Consider the following 20,468-nt stretch of genomic DNA (forward strand, 5'->3'; position numbering starts at 1 on the left):
ATGGCCGCCTCCCATCATGTTCACAGTCTGCTGACCTCGCTCTTGGTCATGGCCTGTACAACAGCAAGCGGCACCACCCGCGCCGCCGAAATCGCCATCGCCCCCACCACCGCGCATATCCCGGCCGACAGCGACCAGGCCACCGTCTGGCTCTACAACCAGGCCGCGCAGCCGTGGCGTGCGGATGCCAAGCTCTACCACTGGCGTCAGGACGGCGAACGCGAACTGCTTGAGCCGGCCAGCGGCGCCACCGTCAGCCCGGCGCATTTCGAAATTCCGTCGCAAGGCCGGCAGCTGCTGCGGGTGATTCGCCTCGGCCCCAGCCCCACGCAGGCCGAAGACAGCTATCGTCTCGTCGTGACCCAGCACGCCATCGGCAACGAGACCGACTTGCTGCGCTATTCCACGCCGGTATTCGCACAGTCCAGCCAAGCCAGCGCACCGCAGCCGGCACTCCAGACCACCTTGGCCGGGCATGGCAGCGACCGCATGCTGCGCATCCACAACCCCGGGGTCAGCCACGCACGCCTGGCCGATCTGGCCTACGTCGACGCGGATGGCACCCGCCGCAGCATCTGCAAGGACCTGGCCGGCTATGTCCTGCCCGGTCAGACCCGCCAGTGGGCCCTGCCCGGCAACCTGCCCGCAGGCAGCGGCCGCTTCGTGGCGCGTATCAATAGCGATATCGAGAGCACGTTGGCTTTAGAGCCGGGCATCGGGAACTGAGAATCGGGAATTGGTAGAGTGCCTTCCGGTGGCTGACCGTTTTGTGGACTGGTGAACGCTCAGGCGAGCTGGACCTTGCAATTCCCAATTCCGGCCAATTGCACCACGCCGCCAGGCCCTCTATACTCCGCGCGCTGTTTTGCGTCTTCACGCATTGCGTCGTTCACGTCGGACGTCACCGACGAATTCACACCTGCTGCCGCCATCCGCGCCGGGGTGCCCTCACACAGGGTTCGTCGCGGAGGCAACAGGGAAGCCCAACCCCGGAATCTTTGCGTGTGTCTGTGCGCGTCTCTCGCAAGCCCACGCGTCCATGTGCGGACTTTTCAAAAGTCCAGTCCGCGCACGGCGATTCCGCTCTCAGGAGTTCCTGCAATGCCCCAAGTCACCATGCGTCAGATGCTGGAAGCCGGCGTCCACTTCGGTCACCAGTGCCGTTACTGGCACCCCAACATGGCGCAGTACATCTTCGGCGCACGCGGCAAGATTCACATCATCAACCTCGAAAAGACGGTTCCGCTTTTCAACGATGCGATGAACTATCTGTCCTCGATCGCGCAGAAGCGCGGCACCATCCTGTTCCTGGGCACCAAGCGCAGCGCGCGTGCGTCCATCAAGGAAGAGGCCGAGCGTTGCGGCATGCCGTTCATGACCCAGCGCTGGCTGGGCGGCACGCTGACCAACTTCCGCACCGTCAAGCAGTCGGTTGCCCGTCTGAAGGAACTGGAAGCGGCCGAGACCGATGGCACCTTCGACAAGCTGGTCAAGCACGAAGTGCTGAGCCTGCGTCGCGAGCGCGAGAAGCTGGACGCCTCGCTGGGGGGCATCAAGGAAATGAACCGTCTGCCCGACGCGATCTTCGTGATCGACATCGGCCATGAAGACATCGCCATCAAGGAAGCCAAGAAGCTCGGCATCCCGGTGATCGCCGTGGTCGACACCAACTACAACCCCAACCTGGTCGACTACGCCATCCCGGGTAACGACGACGCCATCCGCGCCGTGCAGCTGTACGCACGTGCCGCTGCCGATGCCGTGCTGGAAGGCAAGGCTGCTGCGCCGAACTCGGCGTCAGTGCGTGAAGAAGAGTTCTCGGCTGAGTCCGCCGACGAAGGCAAGGGCCGTCGCGCTCCGGCCAAGAAGGGCGAGAAAAAGGCCGACGCTCCGGCTGCCGAGTAATCGGCATGCAATGCGGCCGCACCATGCTGTGCGGCCGCATCCCCGACGGTGCCCTCGCGGCCCGTCGCAGAGGCCACTGACGATATCTACGGGGGCGGCGGCACGCTGCACCGTCTTCTACTGGCGGAAACACTTCCGCCGCACGCATTTGTCCATATGAGGTAATTCCATGGAAATCACTGCTTCCCTGGTCAAGGAACTGCGCGAGCGCACCGGCGCCGGCATGATGGAGTGCAAGAAGGCACTCGTCGAAAACGCAGGCGACATCGACGCCGCGGCCGAGTGGCTGCGCAAGTCGGGTCTGGCCAAGGCCGACAAGAAGGCTGACCGCGTTGCCGCCGAAGGCCGCATCGCCACCGCACAGGCCGGCGGCAAGGCCGTGCTGGTCGAGGTCAACTCCGAGACCGACTTCGTCGCCAAGGACGAGAACTTCCTGGCCTTCACCGAGGTTGTAGCCAATGCCGCACTGAACTCGGATGCTGCCGATGCCGAAGCACTCAAGAGCGTCAAGCTCGACAGCGGCGAGACCATCGAAGAGCGTCGCGCTGCGGTGATCGCCAAGGTCGGCGAAAACCTGCAGGTGCGTCGCCTGGTCCGTATCGACAGCGCCAACAACGTAGCGGCCTACGTGCACGGCGGCCGTATCGGCGTGCTGGTCGAGCTGAAGGGTGGCGACATCGAGCTGGCGCGCGGCATCGCGATGCACATCGCTGCGATGAACCCGCCGCACGTCAAGGCCTCCGACGTTCCGGCCGAATTCGTTGCCAAGGAAAAGGAAATCGAACTGGCCAAGATGTCTGAGAAGGACAAGGCCAAGCCGGCCGATATCCTGGAAAAGATCATCAGCGGCAAGATCAGCAAGATCGTCAACGAAGTGACGCTGTACGGCCAGCCGTACGTGCTGAACACCGACCAGACCGTCGAGCAGGCCGTCAAGGCCGCCGGCGCCGAAGTGATCCGGTTCCAGCGCCTGGCCGTTGGCGAAGGCATCGAAAAGGTGGTGGAAGACTACGCCGCCGAAGTGATGAAGCAGGCCGGCCTGGCCTGATCTTCACCACTCAGAAAAAGCCGCGGCATGCCGCGGCTTTTTTTACCTGCACGCCACACATCCGCAGCGTGTCGCAAATCTGAAACGAACGCATCCGCCACCTGCGCAAGCGGCCGCAACGCTACAGATGCGGTCGGCATTGCCGTTACTTCACGATGGCGACCAGGCTTTTGGCGTCTATCGCGCACGTTTTTACCGCGCGGCGATTTTACCGCGCGGCGATGGCGCAGCATGGCGCGCCCCATCCAACGACCGCAGCTGTATGCTTACGGTCACTGTCGGCGATGACTCAATGCAACCAGATCTCCAGGCCGCCCTGCATTACTGCCGCAACCTGCCATCGCCGCCCGGCATTGCGCTGCGCATCATCGAACTTGCGCAGGACCCGGACGTGGACATGACCACCACGGCCAACGTGATCGGCATGGACATGGCATTGACCGCGCGCGCACTGAGCAACAGGTCACGCCGCTGCCAACAAAAGAATTTTTACCACGCCAGGTGACGGGCTTCCGCTAGAATTGCCGGGGTTTGCAGATTCCCTACCCCGAGGCCTCCCCCATGTCCGAACTTTCCTATCGCCGCATTCTTCTCAAACTTTCCGGGGAGGCGCTGATGGGAGACGGGGATTACGGCATCGACCCGAAGGTGATCAATCGCCTGGCGCATGAAGTGATCGAGGCCCAGCAGGCCGGCGCGCAGGTAGCGCTGGTGATCGGCGGCGGCAACATCTTCCGCGGCGCCGGCCTGGCTGCAAGCGGCATGGACCGCGTCACCGGCGACCACATGGGCATGTTGGCCACCGTGATCAATGCGCTGGCGATGCAGGACGCACTGGAAAAACTCGGCGCCAAGGTGCGCGTGATGAGCGCGATCAAGATCAACGACGTCTGCGAAGACTTCATCCGCCGTCGTGCGATCCGCCATCTGGAAAAAGGCCGCATTGCGATCTTCGCCGCCGGCACCGGCAACCCGTTCTTCACCACCGACTCGGGCGCAGCGCTGCGCGCGATCGAGATCGGTGCCGACTTGTTGCTCAAGGCAACCAAGGTCGATGGCGTGTACGACAAGGACCCGAAGAAGCACACCGACGCGGTGCGCTACGACAGTCTGACCTACGATCAGGTCATCATGCAGGACCTGGAAGTGATGGACACCGCCGCCTTCGCACTGGCGCGCGACAGCGACCTGCCGTTGCGCATCTTCGGCATGAGCGAGCCGGGTGTGCTGCTGCGCATCCTGCACGGCGAACAGATCGGCACGTTAGTGCAGGGCCGTAGCTGAGTTTGGAGATGCGGGAGTCGGGATTGGGGATTCGTCACAGCGTGGTGCGACGCACTGCGCTGATGGCTGATCGAGATCGACCTCCGCTGTGAACCGGCTGCGCAGGTCCTGACGGCTTGCGAGTCGGAAACCTCAGTCCCGGCTATAATCCATGGATTCAGCTCCAAACGGATTCCGGCGATGCTCACCCAGATCAAACAAGACGCGCAGACGCGCATGACCAAGAGCATCGATGCTCTGCGCCATTCCTTGACCACCGTTCGCACCGGCCGCGCCTCGCCGGCGCTGCTGGACGGCATCAAGGTCAAGGCCTACGGCACCGACACACCCCTGAATCAGGTCGCCAGCATCAGCGTGTCCGAAGGCCGCTCACTGGTCATCAGCCTGTTCGACAAGGGCATGATCAAGGACGTGGAAAAAGCCATCTACGCCTCGGATCTGGGCCTGACCCCGACCGTGGTCGGCACCGTGATCCGTCTGAACCTGCCGCCGCTGACCGAGGAGCGCCGCAAGGAGCTCAGCAAGTCGGTGCATGGCGAAGGCGAAGACAGCAAGGTGGCCATCCGCAACATCCGTCGCGATGCCAACCAGCAGGTCAAGGATCTGCTCAAGGACAAGGCCGTCACCGAAGACGAAGCCCGCGGTGCCGAAGACGACATCCAGAAGCTCACCGACAAGGCCATCAAGGATGTGGATGAGGTCGTCAAGGCCAAGGAACAGGAATTGATGACGGTCTGATCGTGGCATCGCCTGCCATGCATCCAGTCCCTCCTGTCGCAGACGTGCCGCGCCACATTGCCATCATCATGGATGGCAACGGACGTTGGGCGCAGCGTCGGCGGCGTCCGCGCGTGATCGGCCACCGCGCCGGTGCGCGCGCGGTCAATCGCACGATCGATTTCTGCCTGGAAAAAGGCGTGTCGGCGCTCACCCTGTTCGCGTTCTCCAGCGAAAACTGGGGCCGTCCGCAGGATGAGGTCGATGCGCTGATGAAGCTCTTCCTGCATGCGCTCGACCGCGAGGTTGGAGAACTGCAGCGGCGTGGCGTGCAGGTGCGCTTCATCGGCGACCGCAGCCGCTTCGCCGCACCGTTGCGCGATCGCATGGCCGGCGCCGAGCGTAGCACCGCCGCCAATGCGCGGCTGGTGCTGAGCATCGCAGCCAGTTACGGCGGCCGCCAGGACATCGCCACGGCTGCCCGCGCATTGGCCGAAGACGTCGCTGCCGGCCGTTTGCAGCCGGAGCAGATCGACGAAGCGCTGCTGTCCAGCCGTGTGGCCCTGGCCGACCTGCCCGCGCCGGATCTGTTCATCCGCACCGGTGGCGACACCCGCATCAGCAATTTCCTGCTGTGGCAGCTGGCCTACACCGAACTGTGGTTCACCGAAACCCTGTGGCCGGAGTTCGATGCCGGCGTAATGCAGCAAGCGCTGGACGACTATGCCGGGCGCGAACGCCGCTTCGGCCTGACCAGTGCACAGATCGCCGACAAGGCGACGGAGACGTCCTCCGCATGACCAAGACTCGCGTGATTGCCGCGCTGATCATGGCGCCGCTCGCGATTTGCGCGATCGTGCTGCTGCCTAGTCAATGGCTGGCAGCGCTGGCAGCGGTCCTGTTCCTGACCGGCCTGTGGGAATGGCTCAAGCTTTCCGGCATCGACGACAGCCTGCCGCGCACCGTGCTGCTGATGCTCAACCTGCTGCTGATGGTGCTGATGGTATGGGCCTCGGCCGGCTCCATGGTGCTGTTTCAGATTGCGTCGCTCGTGGGCGTGGCGTGGTGGTTGCTGGCGCTGCTGTGGCTGCGCTTTTTCACCTTCGGCGCCGATCATTGCAACGGCCAGGCACGTGCGCTCAAGCTGGCCGCCGGCACCCTGGCGGTCCTGCCGGCCTGGGCGGCGCTGGTGCTGCTGCATGCCAGCCCGGACAAAGGCAACCTGTGGCTGCTGACATCGCTGACCACGGTGTGGGCGGCCGACTCCGGTGCGTACTTCGCCGGCCGCGCGTTCGGCAAGCACAAGCTGGCGCCGCGGGTCAGCCCCAACAAGACCATCGAAGGCCTGCTCGGCGGGATGCTTGCCGGCATTGCGGTGGCCTGCGCGTTCGGCTGGCTGGCCGGGCTGACGCTGGCGCATGTGCCGCAGCTGATGCTGGTTTCCGCGCTGGCGGTGCTGGCATCGGTGCTCGGCGACCTGTTCGAGAGCCTGCTCAAGCGCCACGCCGGTGCCAAGGACTCAGGCACGCTGATTCCCGGCCACGGCGGTGTATTGGACCGTATCGATGGCGTGCTCGCCGCCCTGCCGGTGTTTGCACTCGGCAAGGAAATTCTCGGATTCTAGGCATGGCTGGTTCTTCTCTCCGTCAGGTCGCCGTCTTCGGCGCCACCGGCTCGATCGGCGCATCGGCGCTGGACGTGATCGCGCGCCACCCCGAGCGGCTGCGCGCCAGCGTGCTGTCGGCCGGCAGCAAGGTCGAGGACCTGCTGGCGCTGTGCGCCGCGCACCAGCCTGCGCATGCGCTGATCGCCGATGCAGCGCTGTACCCGGCGCTACGCGATGGCCTGCGCGCGCTCGGGCTGGCGACCCAGGCGCATGCTGGCGCCGAGGCGCTGGACGCACTGGCCGGCAGCGACGCGTGCGACACCGTGGTGGCGGCCATCGTTGGTGCGGCCGGGCTGCCGTCTACGCTGGCCGCGGCGCGCGCTGGAAAGCGTCTGTTGCTGGCCAACAAGGAATCGCTGGTGCTGGCCGGCGAGTTGCTGACCCGCACCGCAACCGCCGCCGGCGCTGAAATCATTCCGATCGACAGCGAACACAGCGCCATCTTCCAGTGCCTGCGCTCCTGCGACGCTGGCCGCGGCGTGCGCCGGGTCATCCTGACTGCCTCCGGTGGCCCGTTCCGTGGCCGGGACCGCGCAGGGCTTGCGGCAGTCACGCCTGCGCAGGCGGTGGCGCATCCTAAGTGGTCGATGGGGCCGAAGATCTCGGTGGATTCGGCCACCCTGATGAACAAGGGCCTGGAAGTGATCGAGGCGCATCACCTGTTCGGCCTGCCGGGCGAGCAGATCGATGTGTTGGTGCACCCGCAAAGCCTGGTGCATTCGCTGGTCGAATTCGTCGACGGCTCCACCCTGGCCCAGCTTGGCCTGCCGGACATGCGCACCACTCTGGCGGTGGGCTTGGCCTGGCCGGAGCGGGTCGAATCCGGGGTTGGCGGGCTGGACCTGCTCAGCCAGGGCCGGCTGGATTTCGAGGCTCCGGACACCGCCGCATTCCCGTGCCTGCGCCTGGCCTGGGACGCATTACGGGCCGGTGGCACCGCACCGGCGATCCTGAACGCGGCCAACGAAGTCGCTGTTTCAGCGTTTCTTCAGGGCCAGGTGGGTTTCCTAGCGATCCCTGCGTTGGTCGAACACGCACTGACAACGCTCCCGCGGCACAATGCCGACACCCTCGACACCCTGCTTTTTGCCGATGCGCAAGCCCGGCAAATCACTGAACGCGCCCTCGCCCACCACGCCCTTCATGCCTGATCGATCCACGTCCGCGAGCTGCACACATGGGTGACTTCATCGGTTCGGTCTGGTGGATGATCGTCAGCCTGGGCGTGTTGGTGACCTTCCATGAGTTCGGGCATTTCTGGGTCGCGCGACGCTGCGGGGTCAAGGTGCTGCGTTTTTCGCTGGGCTTCGGCAAACCGTTGTGGATGCGCCGCGACCGCCATGGCACCGAGTTCGTAGTGGCCGCGATCCCGCTAGGCGGCTACGTCAAGATGCTCGACGAGCGCGAAGGCGAGGTGCCTCCGGTGGAGCTGGACCAGGCCTTCAATCGCAAGACCGTGTGGCAACGCATCGCGATCGTGGCGGCCGGTCCCATCGCCAACCTGTTGCTGTGCATGACGATGCTGTGGGCGATGTTTGTGGTGGGCAAGCAGGATTATTCGGCCACCGTCGGCCGCGCCGATGGGCTGGCGGCCGAAGCCGGGCTCGCCCAGGGCGAGCGCATCGTGCGCATCGACGGCCGCAGCGTCAGCAGCTGGAGCGATGCCAACATGCAGCTCACCATCGCGGCAATGGACAAGCGCGATGTCCGCGTCCTGACCGCCTCCGACGCTGCGAGCAGCAGCGAACATACCTTGCGCCTGTCGCAGTTGCCGGTCGGCTTCGACGAACGCCGGGTGGCGTCGCTGGCCGGCATCGGCTGGCAGTTCATGTTGCAGCCACCGGTGATTGCCGCAGTGGTGAAGGGTTCGGTGGCCGACGGCCTGCTCAAGCCGGGCGACCGCATCGTGGCCATCGACGGCCAGCCGATCCGCTCGGCAGAAGACATCATTCCGCAGGTGCAGGCGCTGGGTGCGCACGGCGGCCCGGGCATGATCGAGGTGGCACGCGGTGAAGACCGTCTGGCCCTGGAAATCGCCCCGCGCAAATCGACGCAAGGCCAGTGGATGATCGGCGTGCGCCCGGCCGCCGCGCCGGCCCCGGAATACGACAGCCGTCAGCAATACGGGCTGCTCGCCGCCGTGCCGGCTGCGATCCGCGAAACCGGCCGAATGACGGCCGATTCGCTGGGCATGATGAAGCGCATGCTCACCGGCCAGGCCTCGGTCAAGAGCATCTCCGGCCCGGTCACCATTGCGCGCGCGGCCAACGCCTCGGCCGAACGCGGGCTCGACTGGTTCCTGTATTTCCTGGGGTTGCTGTCGCTCAGCCTGGCGATCTTCAACCTGATGCCCATCCCGATCTTGGACGGGGGGCATCTGCTGTATTACCTTATCGAGTTGATCAAGGGCAGCCCGATCAGCGAACGGGCCATGATTGCCGGACAATACGTCGGCCTGGCGGTCCTGGCCGGGTTGATGGGACTGGCGTTCTACAACGACATCCTCGGTCTGGTTCCACGATGAAGCTGTTCCACTCTTTCCGCCTGTTGTCGTCGTCATACGCCGGCATCCAGCAATACCCGAATACGACTCCAACCGGATGTGACATGACGCGTCTTCCCACTCGCCGCCTGCTTGCCCTCGCTCTTGCCGCCGGCCTCAGCCTGCCGGCCGTTGCCCTGGCCGCCGAGCCGTTCGTTGCCAGCGACATCCGCGTCGACGGCCTGCAGCGCATTGCCTCCGGCACCGTGTTCACCTATCTGCCGGTGAACCGCGGCGACACCGTGGACGATGCCAAGGTGGCCGACGCGATCCGTGCGCTCTACCGCACCGGCTTCTTCGAGGACGTGCAACTGGATCGCCAGGGCAACATTCTGGTGATCACGGTCAAGGAGCGCCCGGCGATCAACAAGCTCACCGTGACCGGCAACAAGGACATCAAGTCCGAGGAACTGCTCAAGGGCCTGGGCGACATCGGCCTGACCGAGGGCGGTACCTTCGACCGCCTGAGCCTGGACCGCGTGACCCAGGAATTGACCCGCCAGTACAACAACCGCGGCAAGTACAACGTGGAAATCACCCCGACGGTGAGCCCACTGGACCGTAACCGCGTCGATGTGGCCATCGCGATCAAGGAAGGCAAGGCGGCCAAGATCCGCCACGTCAACCTGATCGGTACGGAAAAGTTCGCCAACGAGGACATCCTGGACAACTGGGAATCCAAGGAACACAACTGGGCCTCGTGGTACCGCCGCGACGACCAGTACTCCAAGGAAAAGATGTCCGGCGACCTGGAGAAGCTCAACTCCTGGTACCTGGACCGCGGCTATGTGGACTTCAGCATCGACTCCACCCAGGTGTCGATCAGCCCCGACAAGCGCGACATGTTCATCAGCGCCGGGGTTACCGAGGGCGAGCAATACAAGATTTCCGAGATCAAGGTCACCGGCGACACCGTGCTGCCGCAGGCCGACATCGAGCGTCTGGTGATTCCCAAGGCCGGCGACATCTTCTCGCGTGCGCTGCTGGAGCACACCTCCGATGCGATCACCAACACGTTGAGCAACGTCGGTTATGCGTTCGCCAAGGTCAATCCGATCCCGACCCCGAACCGCGAAGACCGCACCGTGGCGGTGAACCTGCAGGTGGTGCCCGGCCCGCGCGTGACCGTGCGCCGCATCCTCTACAAGGGCAATAGCCGCACCTCCGACGAGGTCTTGCGCCGCGAAATGCGCCAGTTCGAAAACACCTGGTACTCGCAGGCGGCGATAGACCGTTCCAAGATCCGTCTGCAGCGCCTGGGCTACTTCGAAAGCGTCGAGGTGGAAACGCCCGCGGTGCCCGGCAGCAACGACCAGGTCGACGTGGTCTACAACGTCAAGGAGACCACCTCCGGCAGCTTCGTGGTTGGCCTGGGTTACTCACAGAGCTTCGGTGTGACCACCTCGGTGCAGTTGTCGCAAAACAACTTCCTGGGCGGTGGTAACCGGGTGGCGGTGGAGGCCTCGCGCAGCAGCTATCAGCAGCGTTATGCGTTCTCCTACACCAACCCGTTCTTTACCGACGACGGCGTGTCGCTGGGCTACAACCTGTCCTGGCGGTCGCTGGATTATTCGAACTTCAACACCGCCCAGTACAACAGCAAGAACGGAGCGGCGCAGGTATTGTTCGGCGTGCCGATCACCGAGAACGATACCGTTTCGGCGATGGTCGGCATCGACAGCAACCAGATCAACACGTTCCAAGGCCAAACCCCGCAATCGATCATCGACTACATCGATGCAGTCGGTTCGCGCACCTTCCATGCCTGGCGCACCGAGCTGGGCTGGGCGCGCGACACCCGCAACGATTTCTTCATGCCAACACGCGGCATCTACCAGCGTGTGGGCCTGGAAACCACCCTGCCCGGCTCCACGGTCGAGTACTACAAGCTCAACTACCAGATCTCCAAGTACTGGCCGATCATCCCGGCGCTGGTGTTGAACACGCGCTTCGAGCTGGGCTATGGCGATAGCTACGGCAGCGACACCACCCGCGTGTTCACCAACCCGGATGGCTCGACCCGGACCGTTACCGCCAGCGGCCTGCCGTTCTACGAGAACTTCTACGCTGGCGGCACCAACTCGGTGCGCGGCTTCGAAGACAACACCTTAGGTCCACGTTCGGAGCGCAACCTCAACTACAGCCGCGGCCAGCCGCTGGGTGGTTCGTTCAAGACGGTGGGCTCGGTGGAAATGTATTTCCCCAAGCTGTTCGATAGCCCATCGGCGCGCATTTCGGCGTTCTTCGACTTCGGTAACGTGTACAACGGCGTGGACAACTTCAAGGCCAACGAGCTGCGTGCGTCCACCGGTGTGGCGCTGTTGTGGCGCGCCCCGGTCGGCCCGATTTCGATCAGCTACGCGTTCCCGCTGAAGAAGGAAGACAACGACCAGATCGAGCGTCTGCAGTTCACCTTCGGCAGTCAGTTCTAAGATTGGCACACAACACAATGGCGGCCCGGATACTCGGGCCGCCATTGTTTGTTTGAACACCCTGGTGTGAAACAGACTTAGAAGTACGTGTTCCAGACGTTGCCCAGGCAGGTGGCGGTGGCGCCCCAGTCGGACGAGTTGACGCATTGCACCTGCTGGTCCCAGAAGCTCTGCGCGTCGGCGCGCTGTTGCGCGAGAAATCATCGGCCGATGCACTATGGTGATCGCCCCCAGTAGGATCACGCACCGAAAATGGAGAGGACAGTTTTCATAGGCTTCTTCCTTCGGTTCGCCGCGTCGTTGCGGCCCCGCAAGAAATACGCCCGACTGTTTAGCCAACTTTTTGCGACGTTTTTCCTATAAAATCAGCACTTTACCGTTTACGCGAGATTTACCCTGATGCGCTTGACCGCCAGTGCGATTGCCGGACAATTTGGGTTGACCGTTCTTGGTGACGGCAGCACCGAAGTCAGCGGCGTCGCCACCCTGGCCCATGCCGGCGCGGGACAGCTGAGTTTTCTGTCCAACCCGCGCTATCGCCCGCAGCTGGCCGACTCCCAGGCCGCAGTGGTGGTGTTGCGTGCCGACGATGCCGAAGCCGCCAAGGGCACCGCGCTGGTCGCCAAGGATCCGTATACCGCGTTCGCCAAGATCGCCGCGCTGTTCGACGTAGCGCCGGTATGCGAACCGGGTATTCATCCGTCTGCGGTCATCGACCCGACCGCGCAGGTGTCGCCTGGCGCGCATGTCGGTCCGTTCGTCAGCATCGGTGCGCGTAGCCGCGTGGGCGATGGCTGCGTGATCGGCACCGGCAGCCTCATCGGCGCGGACTGCGTGGTGGACGACGGCAGCGAACTGCTCGCCCGCGTCACCCTGGTGACCCGCGTGCGGCTGGGCAAGCGCGTGCGCATCCACCCCGGCGCGGTGATCGGCGCCGACGGCTTCGGCCTGGCCATGGATGCCGGCCACTGGATCAAGGTGCCGCAGCTCGGCGGCGTGGTGATCGGCGACGATTGCGAAATCGGTGCCAACACCTGCATCGACCGCGGCGCGCTGGAAGACACCGTGCTGGAAGAAGACGTGCGCGTGGACAACCTGGTGCAGATCGCCCACAACTGCCGCATCGGCGCACACAGTGCCATTGCCGGCTGCTCCGGCATTGCCGGTAGCGCAAAGATCGGCCGTTACTGCCTGCTCGGCGGGCATGTCGGCGTGGTCGGCCATCTGGAGATCTGCGACAAGGTGGTGATCACCGGCAAGTCCGTCGTGCGTAATTCCATCCATGAGCCGGGCGAGTATTCGTCCGGCACCCCTCTCACCGACAATCGCACGTGGCGCAAGAATGCCGCGCGCTTCAAACAGCTCGATGTGCTCGCTAGGCGCATCCTGGCTGTTGGCAAGGAAAAAGAATGAGCCACCCCGCTTACGAACTGCCGATCGACGTCAACCAGATCCAGGCGCTAATCCCGCACCGCTATCCGTTCCTGTTGATCGACCGGGTCATCGAGCTGGACCTGGAAGCCAAGCGCATCGTCGGGCAGAAGAACGTCAGCATCAACGAGCCGTTCTTTCAGGGCCACTTCCCGACCCGTCCGGTGATGCCGGGTGTGTTGATCATCGAAGCGCTGGCGCAGGCCGGCGGCGTGATGACCCAGCTCGGTCTGGGCCGCGATGCGCTGTCCAAGCTGTTCTACATGGTCAAGGTAGACAACGCCCGCTTCAACAAGCAGGTGGTGCCGGGCGATGTGCTGATCCTGGAGGTGCAGATGAAGCGCCTGATCCGCAACATGGGATGCTATTACGGCGAGGCCAAGGTCAACGGCGAAATCGTTGCCAGTGCCGAAATCATGTGCGCCGCCGCGAGGGAATAACCCGCTTTTGGAGGTGAGACACGATGCGTGATCAAGCACCCTTGATTCATCCCACCGCCGTCATCGACCCGTCGGCGCAACTGGCCAGCGACGTGCGCGTCGGCGCCTTCTCGCTGATCGGCGCCGATGTGCACATCGGCGCGGGCACCGAGGTGGGGCCGCATTGCTCGATCCACGGCCCAACCCGGATCGGTCGCAACAACCGCTTCATCGGCCACGCTGCAATCGGCGGCGAACCGCAGGACAAGAAGTATGCCGGCGAGCGCACCGAACTGGTGATCGGCGACGACAACGTGATTCGCGAATTCGTCACCATCAACCGCGGCACCCGCGGTGGCGGCGGCATCACCACGGTCGGCAACGACAACTGGATGCTGGCCTACACGCATGTGGCGCACGACTGCCATGTGGGCAACCACTGCGTGTTTTCGAATAACACCACGTTGGCCGGCCACGTCACCGTGGGCGACTACGTGATCATCAGCGGCTTTGCCGGCGCGCATCAGTTCTGCCGGATCGGCGCGCACGCCTTCCTGGGCATGGGCGCGCTGACCAACGGGGATGTCCCGCCGTTCACCATGGTCGGCAGGGAATCGCTGGGCCGTCCGCGCGGCATCAACAGCGAAGGGCTAAAGCGCCGCGGTTTCGACGCCGAACGCATCACCGCGATCAAGCGCGCCTACCGCACGCTGTACGTCGCCGGCCTGCCGCTGACCGACGCCAAACTGCAGCTGGCCGAACAGGCCAAGAGCAGCGACGATGTGCGCGGGATGCTGGAGTTCATCGAAGCTGCAGAACGGTCGTTATTGCGATGACGGGAATCGGGAATCAGACGTCGGGAATCGAGACAGGCGTGCATGATCGCGCGCCTGCAGACGGCGAGCCCACGGCTCTGCCGATTTCCCATTCCCCACTCCCCATTCCCGGCGCGCATGCGCGCCCTCCCCGCTTCGCATTGATTGCCGGCGAGGCCTCTGGCGACATCCTCGGCGCGGGGTTGATTGCGCAATTGCGGCTGCGCTATCCGAATGCCGAATTCGTCGGTATCGGTGGCGATGCGATGCGTGGGGCCGGTTGCCAGACCTGGTTCGATGCCAGCGAATTGGCGGTGATGGGTCTGACCGAAGTGCTGCGGCATTTGCCGCGCCTGCTCAAGCTGCGCAGCGCATTCCGCGAGCGCGTGCTGGCGTGGAAGCCGGACGTGTTCATCGGCATCGACGCACCCGATTTCAATCTACCGGTGGAGCGCTGGCTCAAGCAGCGCGGGATCAAGACCGTGCACTACGTCAGCCCCTCGGTGTGGGCGTGGCGCGAGAAGCGTGCCGAAAAGATCGCCGTCAGCGCCGATCTGGTGTTGTGCCTGTTCCCGATGGAGCCGCCGATTTACGCCAAACACGGCGTGGACGCGCGCTTCGTCGGCCATCCGATGGCCGACGATATCGCTTACCAGGCCGACCGCGATGCTGCGCGCGCCACGCTGGGGTTGTCCGCCTCCAGTACCGTGCTGGCAGTGCTGCCCGGCAGCCGGCATGGCGAAATCAGCCGGCTCGGCGACACGTTTCTCCAGGCTGCCTGGCTGGTGTGCGAACACATCCCTAACCTGCACGTACTGGTACCGGCAGCCAACGCGGGCTGCAAGCAACTGCTGGCCGAGCAGCTCTCGCGCTCGTCGCTGCCAGTGATGCGATCGCACCTGATCAACGGCCAGGCGCGCACCGCGATGTTGGCCGCCGACGTCGTGCTGTTGGCCTCCGGCACCGCCACGCTGGAAGCGATGCTGGTCAAGCGCCCGATGGTGGTCGGCTACAAGGTCGCCCCGCTCACCTACCGCATCGTCAAGCTGCTGGGGCTGATCAAGGTCAACCGCTACGCCCTGCCCAATATCCTGGCCAATGACGATCTCGCGCCCGAGCTGATGCAGGACGACTGCATGCCCGAGCGACTGTGCGTGGCGCTGCTGGACTGGTTGAAGCATCCCGCCAAGGTCGCTGCGCTGCAGCCGCGTTATCTGGCACTGCATGCAGCGTTGCGCCGCGATGCGTCGGCGCGGGCAGCGGAGGCGGTGGCTGGGCTGCTTCAGGGCCGGGATTGGTCAGGAGCAAACATATGAAGATTCTCGCTGCGAACGCCCAGGCCGATAGCTCCAACACCGAGGCGCGCCAGTCGCTCTTGTTCAGCCAATCCCCAATCCCGAATGCCGAATCCCGGCTCTTGGTCGCCGGCGTCGATGAAGCGGGCCGCGGGCCGCTCGCTGGCCCCGTCGCCGTCGCCGCCGTGGTGTTCGACCCGAACAAGCCGCGCATCAATGGGCTGGACGATTCCAAGCAGCTTACCGCCGAGCGGCGCGAGCAGTTGTATGCGCGCATCGTCGATCGGGCGCTGTCGTGGTCGGTGGTGTTGATCGACAGCGAGGAGATCGACCGCATCAATATCTACCAGGCCACCATGCTCGGCATGCGGCGCGCGGTGGAAGGCGTGGCGCATGTGGCCGGATTCGCGCGCATCGATGGCAACCGCGTGCCCAAGGGGCTGCCCTGCCCGGCCGAGGCGCTGATCGGCGGCGACGCGCTGGACCGCGCCATCATGGCCGCCTCGATCGTGGCCAAGGTCACCCGCGACCGGCTGATGCACGAACTGCACGCGCAACATCCAGAGTATCGCTTCGACCAGCACAAGGGCTACAGCACGCCGATGCACCTGGCTGCATTGCAGACCCACGGGCCATGCCCGCAGCATCGACGCAGTTTTGCGCCGGTCCGCTTGGCGCTGGAAGGCCGTGAGCAGGGATCGGCCGCGATCGGCGACCCAGAGCAGTTGCAGGTCGCGCAGCTGGTTGCGCCGCTGTAAAACGCGCGGGGTCCTTATTCGAAGTGGTTGGCTGCCGGCGGGCTCTGACAGCTGAAGGTGCTGGTTAGACCGTTGCGAGGCAGTGTTGCGCACCGGACCTGCCTGTCAGGACGCAGAAGGCCGCCGGCCGCGCAATCCGCCAAGACCGGCGAAAACGGATCGCTTGCCCCCCGCAAACTGCCTGTTGCAGTCGGGAGCGATAACAGCCGTAAGTCGGGCAAGGCACCGCGCCGTTGAAGGCACGCACCGTTCCACCCGCACCGGCCCGACATTCACAGACACGCCCGGACGCAGGCCCACAGCGGTATCTCAGAGCCCGGGCGTCAAGCGATTTACCCAGATGTTGGCACCACGCTCTCGGCTCCGGGGTGTCGGCCCGCTCCCGCCGCCCCAGCTGTCAAGCCTTGTCCGTCCCCGCCCCCGCCGGTACCCTGACAGCGCATTATTCCGGTCTCGCATGTCCACTTCCCGCTTCGTCCATCTGCACGTCCACACCGAGTTCTCGCTGGCGGATTCCACTATCCGTGTGCCCGAGAAACCGGATCAGGCTGACCCGAAAAAGGCCAAGCAGGCCAACCTGCTGAGCCGGGCCGTCGAAATCGACATGCCCGCGTTGGCGGTCACCGACCTCAACAACCTGTTCGCACTGGTCAAGTTCTACAAGGCCGCCGAAGGCGTGGGCATCAAGCCGATCGCCGGCGCCGACGTGATGATCGCCACACCGGACATGACGCCCTGGCGCATGACCCTGCTGTGCCGCGACCGGGAGGGCTACCTGAGCCTGTCGCGGCTGCTCACCCGCGCCTGGATGGAAGGCCACCGCCCGGAAGGCGGCGTGGCGATCCATCCGGAATGGCTGCAGGCCGGCCACGCCAACCTGTTTGCGCTGGCCGGCCGCGACAGCTTGGCCGGGCGTTTGTTCAGCGAAGGCCGCGCCGACCTGGCCGAGCAACAACTGGCCGACTGGCAGCGCGTGTTCGGCGACGGCCTGCACCTGGAACTCACCCGCACCGGTCGCGAGTGCGAAGAACGCTTCAACCAGTTCGCGCTCAACGCAGCGGGCGTACGCGGGCTGCCGGTCGTGGCCAGTAATGACGTGCGGTTTTTATATGCAAGCGACTTCAACGCACACGAAGCGCGCGTGTGCATTTCCTCGGGCCGCGTGCTCGACGACCCCAAGCGCCCGCGCGACTACAGCGACCAGCAGTACCTGAAATCCAGCGAGGAGATGGCGGCATTGTTCGCCGACATCCCCGACGCGATCGACAACACCCACGCGCTGGCGCAACGCTGCAACATCGAGATGCGCCTGGGCACCTACTTCCTGCCCGCCTACCCGGTGCCGGACGACGAGACGCTGGACAGCTGGATCCGCAGCCAATCGCGCGACGGTCTGGCCGCACGTCTGGAAAAAAGCCCGATTGCACCGGGCAAGACGCGCCAGGACTACGTGGACCGGCTCGAATTCGAGCTGGACACCATCATCAACATGGGCTTCCCTGGCTACTTTCTGATCGTGGCCGACTTCATCCAGTGGGGCAAGAACCAGGGCATTCCGATCGGCCCAGGGCGTGGCTCCGGTGCCGGCTCGCTGGTGGCCTGGGCGCTGCAGATCACCGATCTGGACCCGCTGCCGTACAACCTGCTGTTCGAGCGCTTCTTGAACCCCGAGCGCGTGTCGATGCCCGACTTCGACATCGACTTCTGCATGGACCGCCGCGACGAAGTCATCGACTACGTGGCACGCAAGTACGGCCGCGAGCGCGTCAGCCAGATCATCACCTACGGCACCATGGCCGCCAAGGCGGTGGTGCGCGATGCCGGGCGCGTACTCGGTTTCACCTATGGTCTGGTCGACAGCGTCGCCAAGCTGATCCCCAACATCCTGGGCATCACGCTCAAGGATGCGATGGGCGAAGGCAAGGATTCGGAGATGGCCTCGCCGGAACTGATCCAGCGCTACCAGGTCGAAGACGACGTGCGCGACCTGATGGACCTGGCTCGCCAGCTCGAAGACCTCACCCGCAACGCCGGCAAGCACGCCGGCGGCGTGGTGATCGCGCCCGAGCCGCTGAGCGAATTCTGCCCGCTGTTCGCCGAACACGACGAAGACGGCCGCGGCAAGAATCCGGTCACCCAGTTCGACAAGGACGACGTCGAAGCGGTGGGCCTGGTGAAGTTCGACTTCCTCGGCCTGCGCACGCTGACCATCATCGATTGGGCGGTCAAGGCGATCAACGTGCGCCACGCACGCGCCGGCATCGACCCGGTCGACATCACCACCATTCCGCTCGACGACGTGCCCACCTACAAGGGCGTGTTCGCCTTGGGCAACACCGGCGCGGTGTTCCAGTTCGAATCCTCGGGCATGCGCCGCCTGCTCAAGGACGCGCGCCCGGACCGCTTCGAAGACCTGATCGCGCTGGTGTCGCTGTACCGCCCCGGCCCGATGGACCTGATCCCGGACTTCAACGCGCGCAAGCATGGCCAGCAGGAGATCGTCTATCCCGACCCGCGCACCGAAGTCATCCTGAAAGACACCTACGGCATCATGGTGTATCAGGAGCAGGTGATGCAGATGGCGCAGATCGTCGGCGATTACTCGCTGGGCGGCGCCGACCTGTTGCGTCGTGCAATGGGCAAGAAGGTGCCGGCCGAAATGGCCAAGCACCGCGAAATCTTCCGCGAAGGTGCGGCCAAGGGCGGCGTCAGCGCGGCCAAGGCCGACGAAATCTTCGACTTGATGGAGAAGTTCGCCGGCTACGGCTTCAACAAGTCGCACGCGGCCGCCTATGCGCTGGTCAGCTATCAGACCGCATGGCTGAAACGGCATTACCCGGCCGAATTCATGGCCGCGACGCTGTCCTCGGACATGGACAACACCGACAAGGTGGTCGGCTTTCTCGATGAGGTACGCAACCTCGGCCTCACCGTCAAGCCGCCACGCGTCAACGAATCGGCCTACATGTTCGAGGCGGCCAGCCCGGACACCATTCAATACGGCCTGGGCGCGATCAAGGGCGTCGGCCAGGGCGCGTGCGAGGCGATCGTCGAAGAACGCCAGCGCGGTGGCCCCTACACCACGCTGCTGGATTTCTGCACGCGCGTGGGCACCACCAAGCTCAATCGGCGCACGCTGGAAGCGATGATCAATGCCGGCGCGATGGATGGGCTGGGCAAGAACCGCGCTTCGCTGATGCTGCAGTTGCCCGAAGTGATGAAGGCCACCGAGCAGATGGCGCGCGAACGCGCCTCGGGGCAGAACTCGCTGTTCGGCGGTCCGGACCCGAGCGCGCCGGCAATGCGCCTGGACCTGCCCGAAAGCAAGGAATGGCCGCTGGGCCAGCTGCTCACCAGCGAGCGCGAAACGCTGGGCTTCTACCTCAGCGGCCACCCGTTCGACCCGCACCGCGAAGAAGTGCGCGAGCTGGTCGGCTGCGACCTGGGCGCGCTGGAAAAGATCCTCGCGTCGCAACAACGTGGCGCCGGTGGGGGCGGCGGCGATGGCGAAAAACGCGCCTGGCGTCCTGAAGTGAGCGCCATTCTTGCCGGCCAGGTGATCGGCGTGCGCCGCAAGGGCGACAGCCAGGTGTTCGTGCAATTGGAAGACGGCCGTGGCCGGGTCGAATGCAGCGCGTTCTCCGATGCGATGGCCGAGTTCGGCCACCTGCTGACCCGCGACCGCATCCTGATCGTCAAGGGCGGCCTGCGCGAGGACGAATTCAACGGCGGCTACAGCCTGCGCATCCGCCAGTGCTGGGACTACGAGCAGATCTGCGCCGACCACGCGCAGCGCCTGTCGCTGCGTCTGGATCTGCGCGAAAAACAGGCCTTCAAGCGCATCGACGCGCTGCTGGCCAAGCACCGCCCCGGCAAGACTCCCTTGCGCCTGGACCTGTTGCTACGTGCCCAGAGCGGTGGCGTGGCCGGCATGCTCGACCTCAACGGCAGCCACTCGGTGCGCATCGACCAGCAGCTCATGGACAGCCTGCGCGCCGACCCCGCGGTGCGGACGTTGAAGATCAAGTACAGCCCACCGTGGGCGTGAGGGGCCGGGATTGGGCATTCGGGATCAGGGATTCGTAAAAGCAGCACTGCGACTTCACGCTGCAACAGACCGCCGTTGCGAATCCCCAATCCCTGCCGTGCAACCGCA

The 20,468-nt window shown here is 64.6% G+C and carries 16 protein-coding genes and 2 pseudogenes; 17 read left to right on the plus strand and 1 reads right to left on the minus strand.

Translation table 11 applies throughout. The features are described 5' to 3' along the window. From WJW29_RS11500 to bamA, 11 genes and pseudogenes are all read left to right on the plus strand, one after another. Entirely contained in the window at positions 1-726 is a 726-nt protein-coding gene (locus WJW29_RS11500; protein WP_011408326.1) for a fimbria/pilus periplasmic chaperone, read from the plus strand. A gap of 375 nt (positions 727-1,101) precedes the next feature. Next, entirely contained in the window at positions 1,102-1,905 is an 804-nt protein-coding gene (gene rpsB / locus WJW29_RS11505) for a 30S ribosomal protein S2 (protein ID WP_011258701.1), read from the plus strand. Between the two features lie 169 nt (positions 1,906-2,074). Further along, positions 2,075-2,953, plus strand: coding sequence for a translation elongation factor Ts (tsf, locus tag WJW29_RS11510; RefSeq protein WP_011258700.1), 879 nt, complete (start codon positions 2,075-2,077; stop codon positions 2,951-2,953). A 262-nt stretch (positions 2,954-3,215) separates the two neighbouring features. Then, a pseudogene (locus WJW29_RS11515) lies at positions 3,216-3,401 on the plus strand (HDOD domain-containing protein); the annotation flags it as partial. A 113-nt stretch (positions 3,402-3,514) separates the two neighbouring features. Beyond that, positions 3,515-4,237, plus strand: coding sequence for a UMP kinase (gene pyrH, locus WJW29_RS11520; RefSeq protein ID WP_011258698.1), 723 nt, complete (start codon positions 3,515-3,517; stop codon positions 4,235-4,237). A gap of 180 nt (positions 4,238-4,417) precedes the next feature. Next, on the plus strand, positions 4,418-4,975 hold the full coding sequence (frr, locus tag WJW29_RS11525; protein WP_011258697.1) for a ribosome recycling factor: 558 nt from the start codon (positions 4,418-4,420) through the stop codon (positions 4,973-4,975). Between the two features lie 17 nt (positions 4,976-4,992). Continuing rightward, on the plus strand, positions 4,993-5,754 hold the full coding sequence (gene uppS, locus WJW29_RS11530; protein ID WP_027703358.1) for a polyprenyl diphosphate synthase: 762 nt from the start codon (positions 4,993-4,995) through the stop codon (positions 5,752-5,754). After that, the gene (locus WJW29_RS11535) at positions 5,751-6,578 is read left to right on the plus strand and encodes a phosphatidate cytidylyltransferase (protein ID WP_011258695.1); all 828 of its coding nucleotides are present in this window, start codon (positions 5,751-5,753) and stop codon (positions 6,576-6,578) included. Before uppS ends, WJW29_RS11535 begins: the two co-directional genes overlap by 4 nt. Before the next feature lie 2 nt (positions 6,579-6,580). Then, positions 6,581-7,771 (plus strand): 1-deoxy-D-xylulose-5-phosphate reductoisomerase, encoded by a 1,191-nt coding sequence (locus WJW29_RS11540; protein ID WP_011258694.1) that lies wholly within the window; start codon positions 6,581-6,583, stop codon positions 7,769-7,771. 26 nt (positions 7,772-7,797) lie between these two features. Next, positions 7,798-9,144, plus strand: coding sequence for an RIP metalloprotease RseP (gene rseP, locus WJW29_RS11545; protein ID WP_011408324.1), 1,347 nt, complete (start codon positions 7,798-7,800; stop codon positions 9,142-9,144). An 83-nt stretch (positions 9,145-9,227) separates the two neighbouring features. Then, positions 9,228-11,594, plus strand: coding sequence for an outer membrane protein assembly factor BamA (gene bamA / locus WJW29_RS11550; RefSeq protein ID WP_012445188.1), 2,367 nt, complete (start codon positions 9,228-9,230; stop codon positions 11,592-11,594). 77 nt (positions 11,595-11,671) lie between these two features. Here bamA and WJW29_RS11555 read toward each other — a convergent pair. Further along, a pseudogene (locus WJW29_RS11555) lies at positions 11,672-11,866 on the minus strand (hypothetical protein). A 127-nt stretch (positions 11,867-11,993) separates the two neighbouring features. On the opposite strand from WJW29_RS11555, the gene lpxD reads away from it, so the two are divergent. The 6 genes from lpxD (at position 11,994) to dnaE (ending at position 20,360) form a co-directional block, all read left to right on the plus strand. Beyond that, positions 11,994-13,007 carry a UDP-3-O-(3-hydroxymyristoyl)glucosamine N-acyltransferase gene (gene lpxD / locus WJW29_RS11560; protein WP_011258691.1) on the plus strand — a complete coding sequence of 338 codons (1,014 nt, stop codon included), beginning with the start codon at positions 11,994-11,996 and terminating at the stop codon, positions 13,005-13,007. Continuing rightward, complete coding sequence (gene fabZ, locus WJW29_RS11565; protein ID WP_011258690.1) at positions 13,004-13,465, plus strand: 3-hydroxyacyl-ACP dehydratase FabZ; 462 nt, start codon at positions 13,004-13,006, stop codon at positions 13,463-13,465. The genes lpxD and fabZ overlap by 4 nt, the downstream gene beginning before the upstream one ends. A 23-nt stretch (positions 13,466-13,488) precedes the next feature. After that, positions 13,489-14,280 carry an acyl-ACP--UDP-N-acetylglucosamine O-acyltransferase gene (gene lpxA, locus WJW29_RS11570; protein ID WP_011258689.1) on the plus strand — a complete coding sequence of 264 codons (792 nt, stop codon included), beginning with the start codon at positions 13,489-13,491 and terminating at the stop codon, positions 14,278-14,280. Next, a complete protein-coding gene (gene lpxB / locus WJW29_RS11575) occupies positions 14,277-15,575 on the plus strand; it encodes a lipid-A-disaccharide synthase (RefSeq protein WP_011258688.1) in 1,299 nt (432 codons plus the stop codon). Before lpxA ends, lpxB begins: the two co-directional genes overlap by 4 nt. After that, complete coding sequence (locus WJW29_RS11580; protein WP_041182085.1) at positions 15,572-16,312, plus strand: ribonuclease HII; 741 nt, start codon at positions 15,572-15,574, stop codon at positions 16,310-16,312. Before lpxB ends, WJW29_RS11580 begins: the two co-directional genes overlap by 4 nt. A gap of 457 nt (positions 16,313-16,769) precedes the next feature. Beyond that, positions 16,770-20,360, plus strand: a complete 3,591-nt coding sequence (gene dnaE / locus WJW29_RS11585; RefSeq protein WP_011258686.1) for a DNA polymerase III subunit alpha — start codon at positions 16,770-16,772, stop codon at positions 20,358-20,360. The last annotated feature ends 108 nt before the right edge of the window (positions 20,361-20,468 follow it).

This window comes from Xanthomonas sp. JL1 (genome assembly GCF_038405005.1).

Coding starts and splice junctions, on each gene's coding strand:
- WJW29_RS11500 (WP_011408326.1), top strand. CDS start 1: ATGGCCGCCTCCCATCATGTTCACAGTCTGCTGACCTCGCTCTTGGTC.
- rpsB (WP_011258701.1), top strand. CDS start 1,102: ATGCCCCAAGTCACCATGCGTCAGATGCTGGAAGCCGGCGTCCACTTC.
- tsf (WP_011258700.1), top strand. CDS start 2,075: ATGGAAATCACTGCTTCCCTGGTCAAGGAACTGCGCGAGCGCACCGGC.
- pyrH (WP_011258698.1), top strand. CDS start 3,515: ATGTCCGAACTTTCCTATCGCCGCATTCTTCTCAAACTTTCCGGGGAG.
- frr (WP_011258697.1), top strand. CDS start 4,418: ATGCTCACCCAGATCAAACAAGACGCGCAGACGCGCATGACCAAGAGC.
- uppS (WP_027703358.1), top strand. CDS start 4,993: ATGCATCCAGTCCCTCCTGTCGCAGACGTGCCGCGCCACATTGCCATC.
- WJW29_RS11535 (WP_011258695.1), top strand. CDS start 5,751: ATGACCAAGACTCGCGTGATTGCCGCGCTGATCATGGCGCCGCTCGCG.
- WJW29_RS11540 (WP_011258694.1), top strand. CDS start 6,581: ATGGCTGGTTCTTCTCTCCGTCAGGTCGCCGTCTTCGGCGCCACCGGC.
- rseP (WP_011408324.1), top strand. CDS start 7,798: ATGGGTGACTTCATCGGTTCGGTCTGGTGGATGATCGTCAGCCTGGGC.
- bamA (WP_012445188.1), top strand. CDS start 9,228: ATGACGCGTCTTCCCACTCGCCGCCTGCTTGCCCTCGCTCTTGCCGCC.
- lpxD (WP_011258691.1), top strand. CDS start 11,994: ATGCGCTTGACCGCCAGTGCGATTGCCGGACAATTTGGGTTGACCGTT.
- fabZ (WP_011258690.1), top strand. CDS start 13,004: ATGAGCCACCCCGCTTACGAACTGCCGATCGACGTCAACCAGATCCAG.
- lpxA (WP_011258689.1), top strand. CDS start 13,489: ATGCGTGATCAAGCACCCTTGATTCATCCCACCGCCGTCATCGACCCG.
- lpxB (WP_011258688.1), top strand. CDS start 14,277: ATGACGGGAATCGGGAATCAGACGTCGGGAATCGAGACAGGCGTGCAT.
- WJW29_RS11580 (WP_041182085.1), top strand. CDS start 15,572: ATGAAGATTCTCGCTGCGAACGCCCAGGCCGATAGCTCCAACACCGAG.
- dnaE (WP_011258686.1), top strand. CDS start 16,770: ATGTCCACTTCCCGCTTCGTCCATCTGCACGTCCACACCGAGTTCTCG.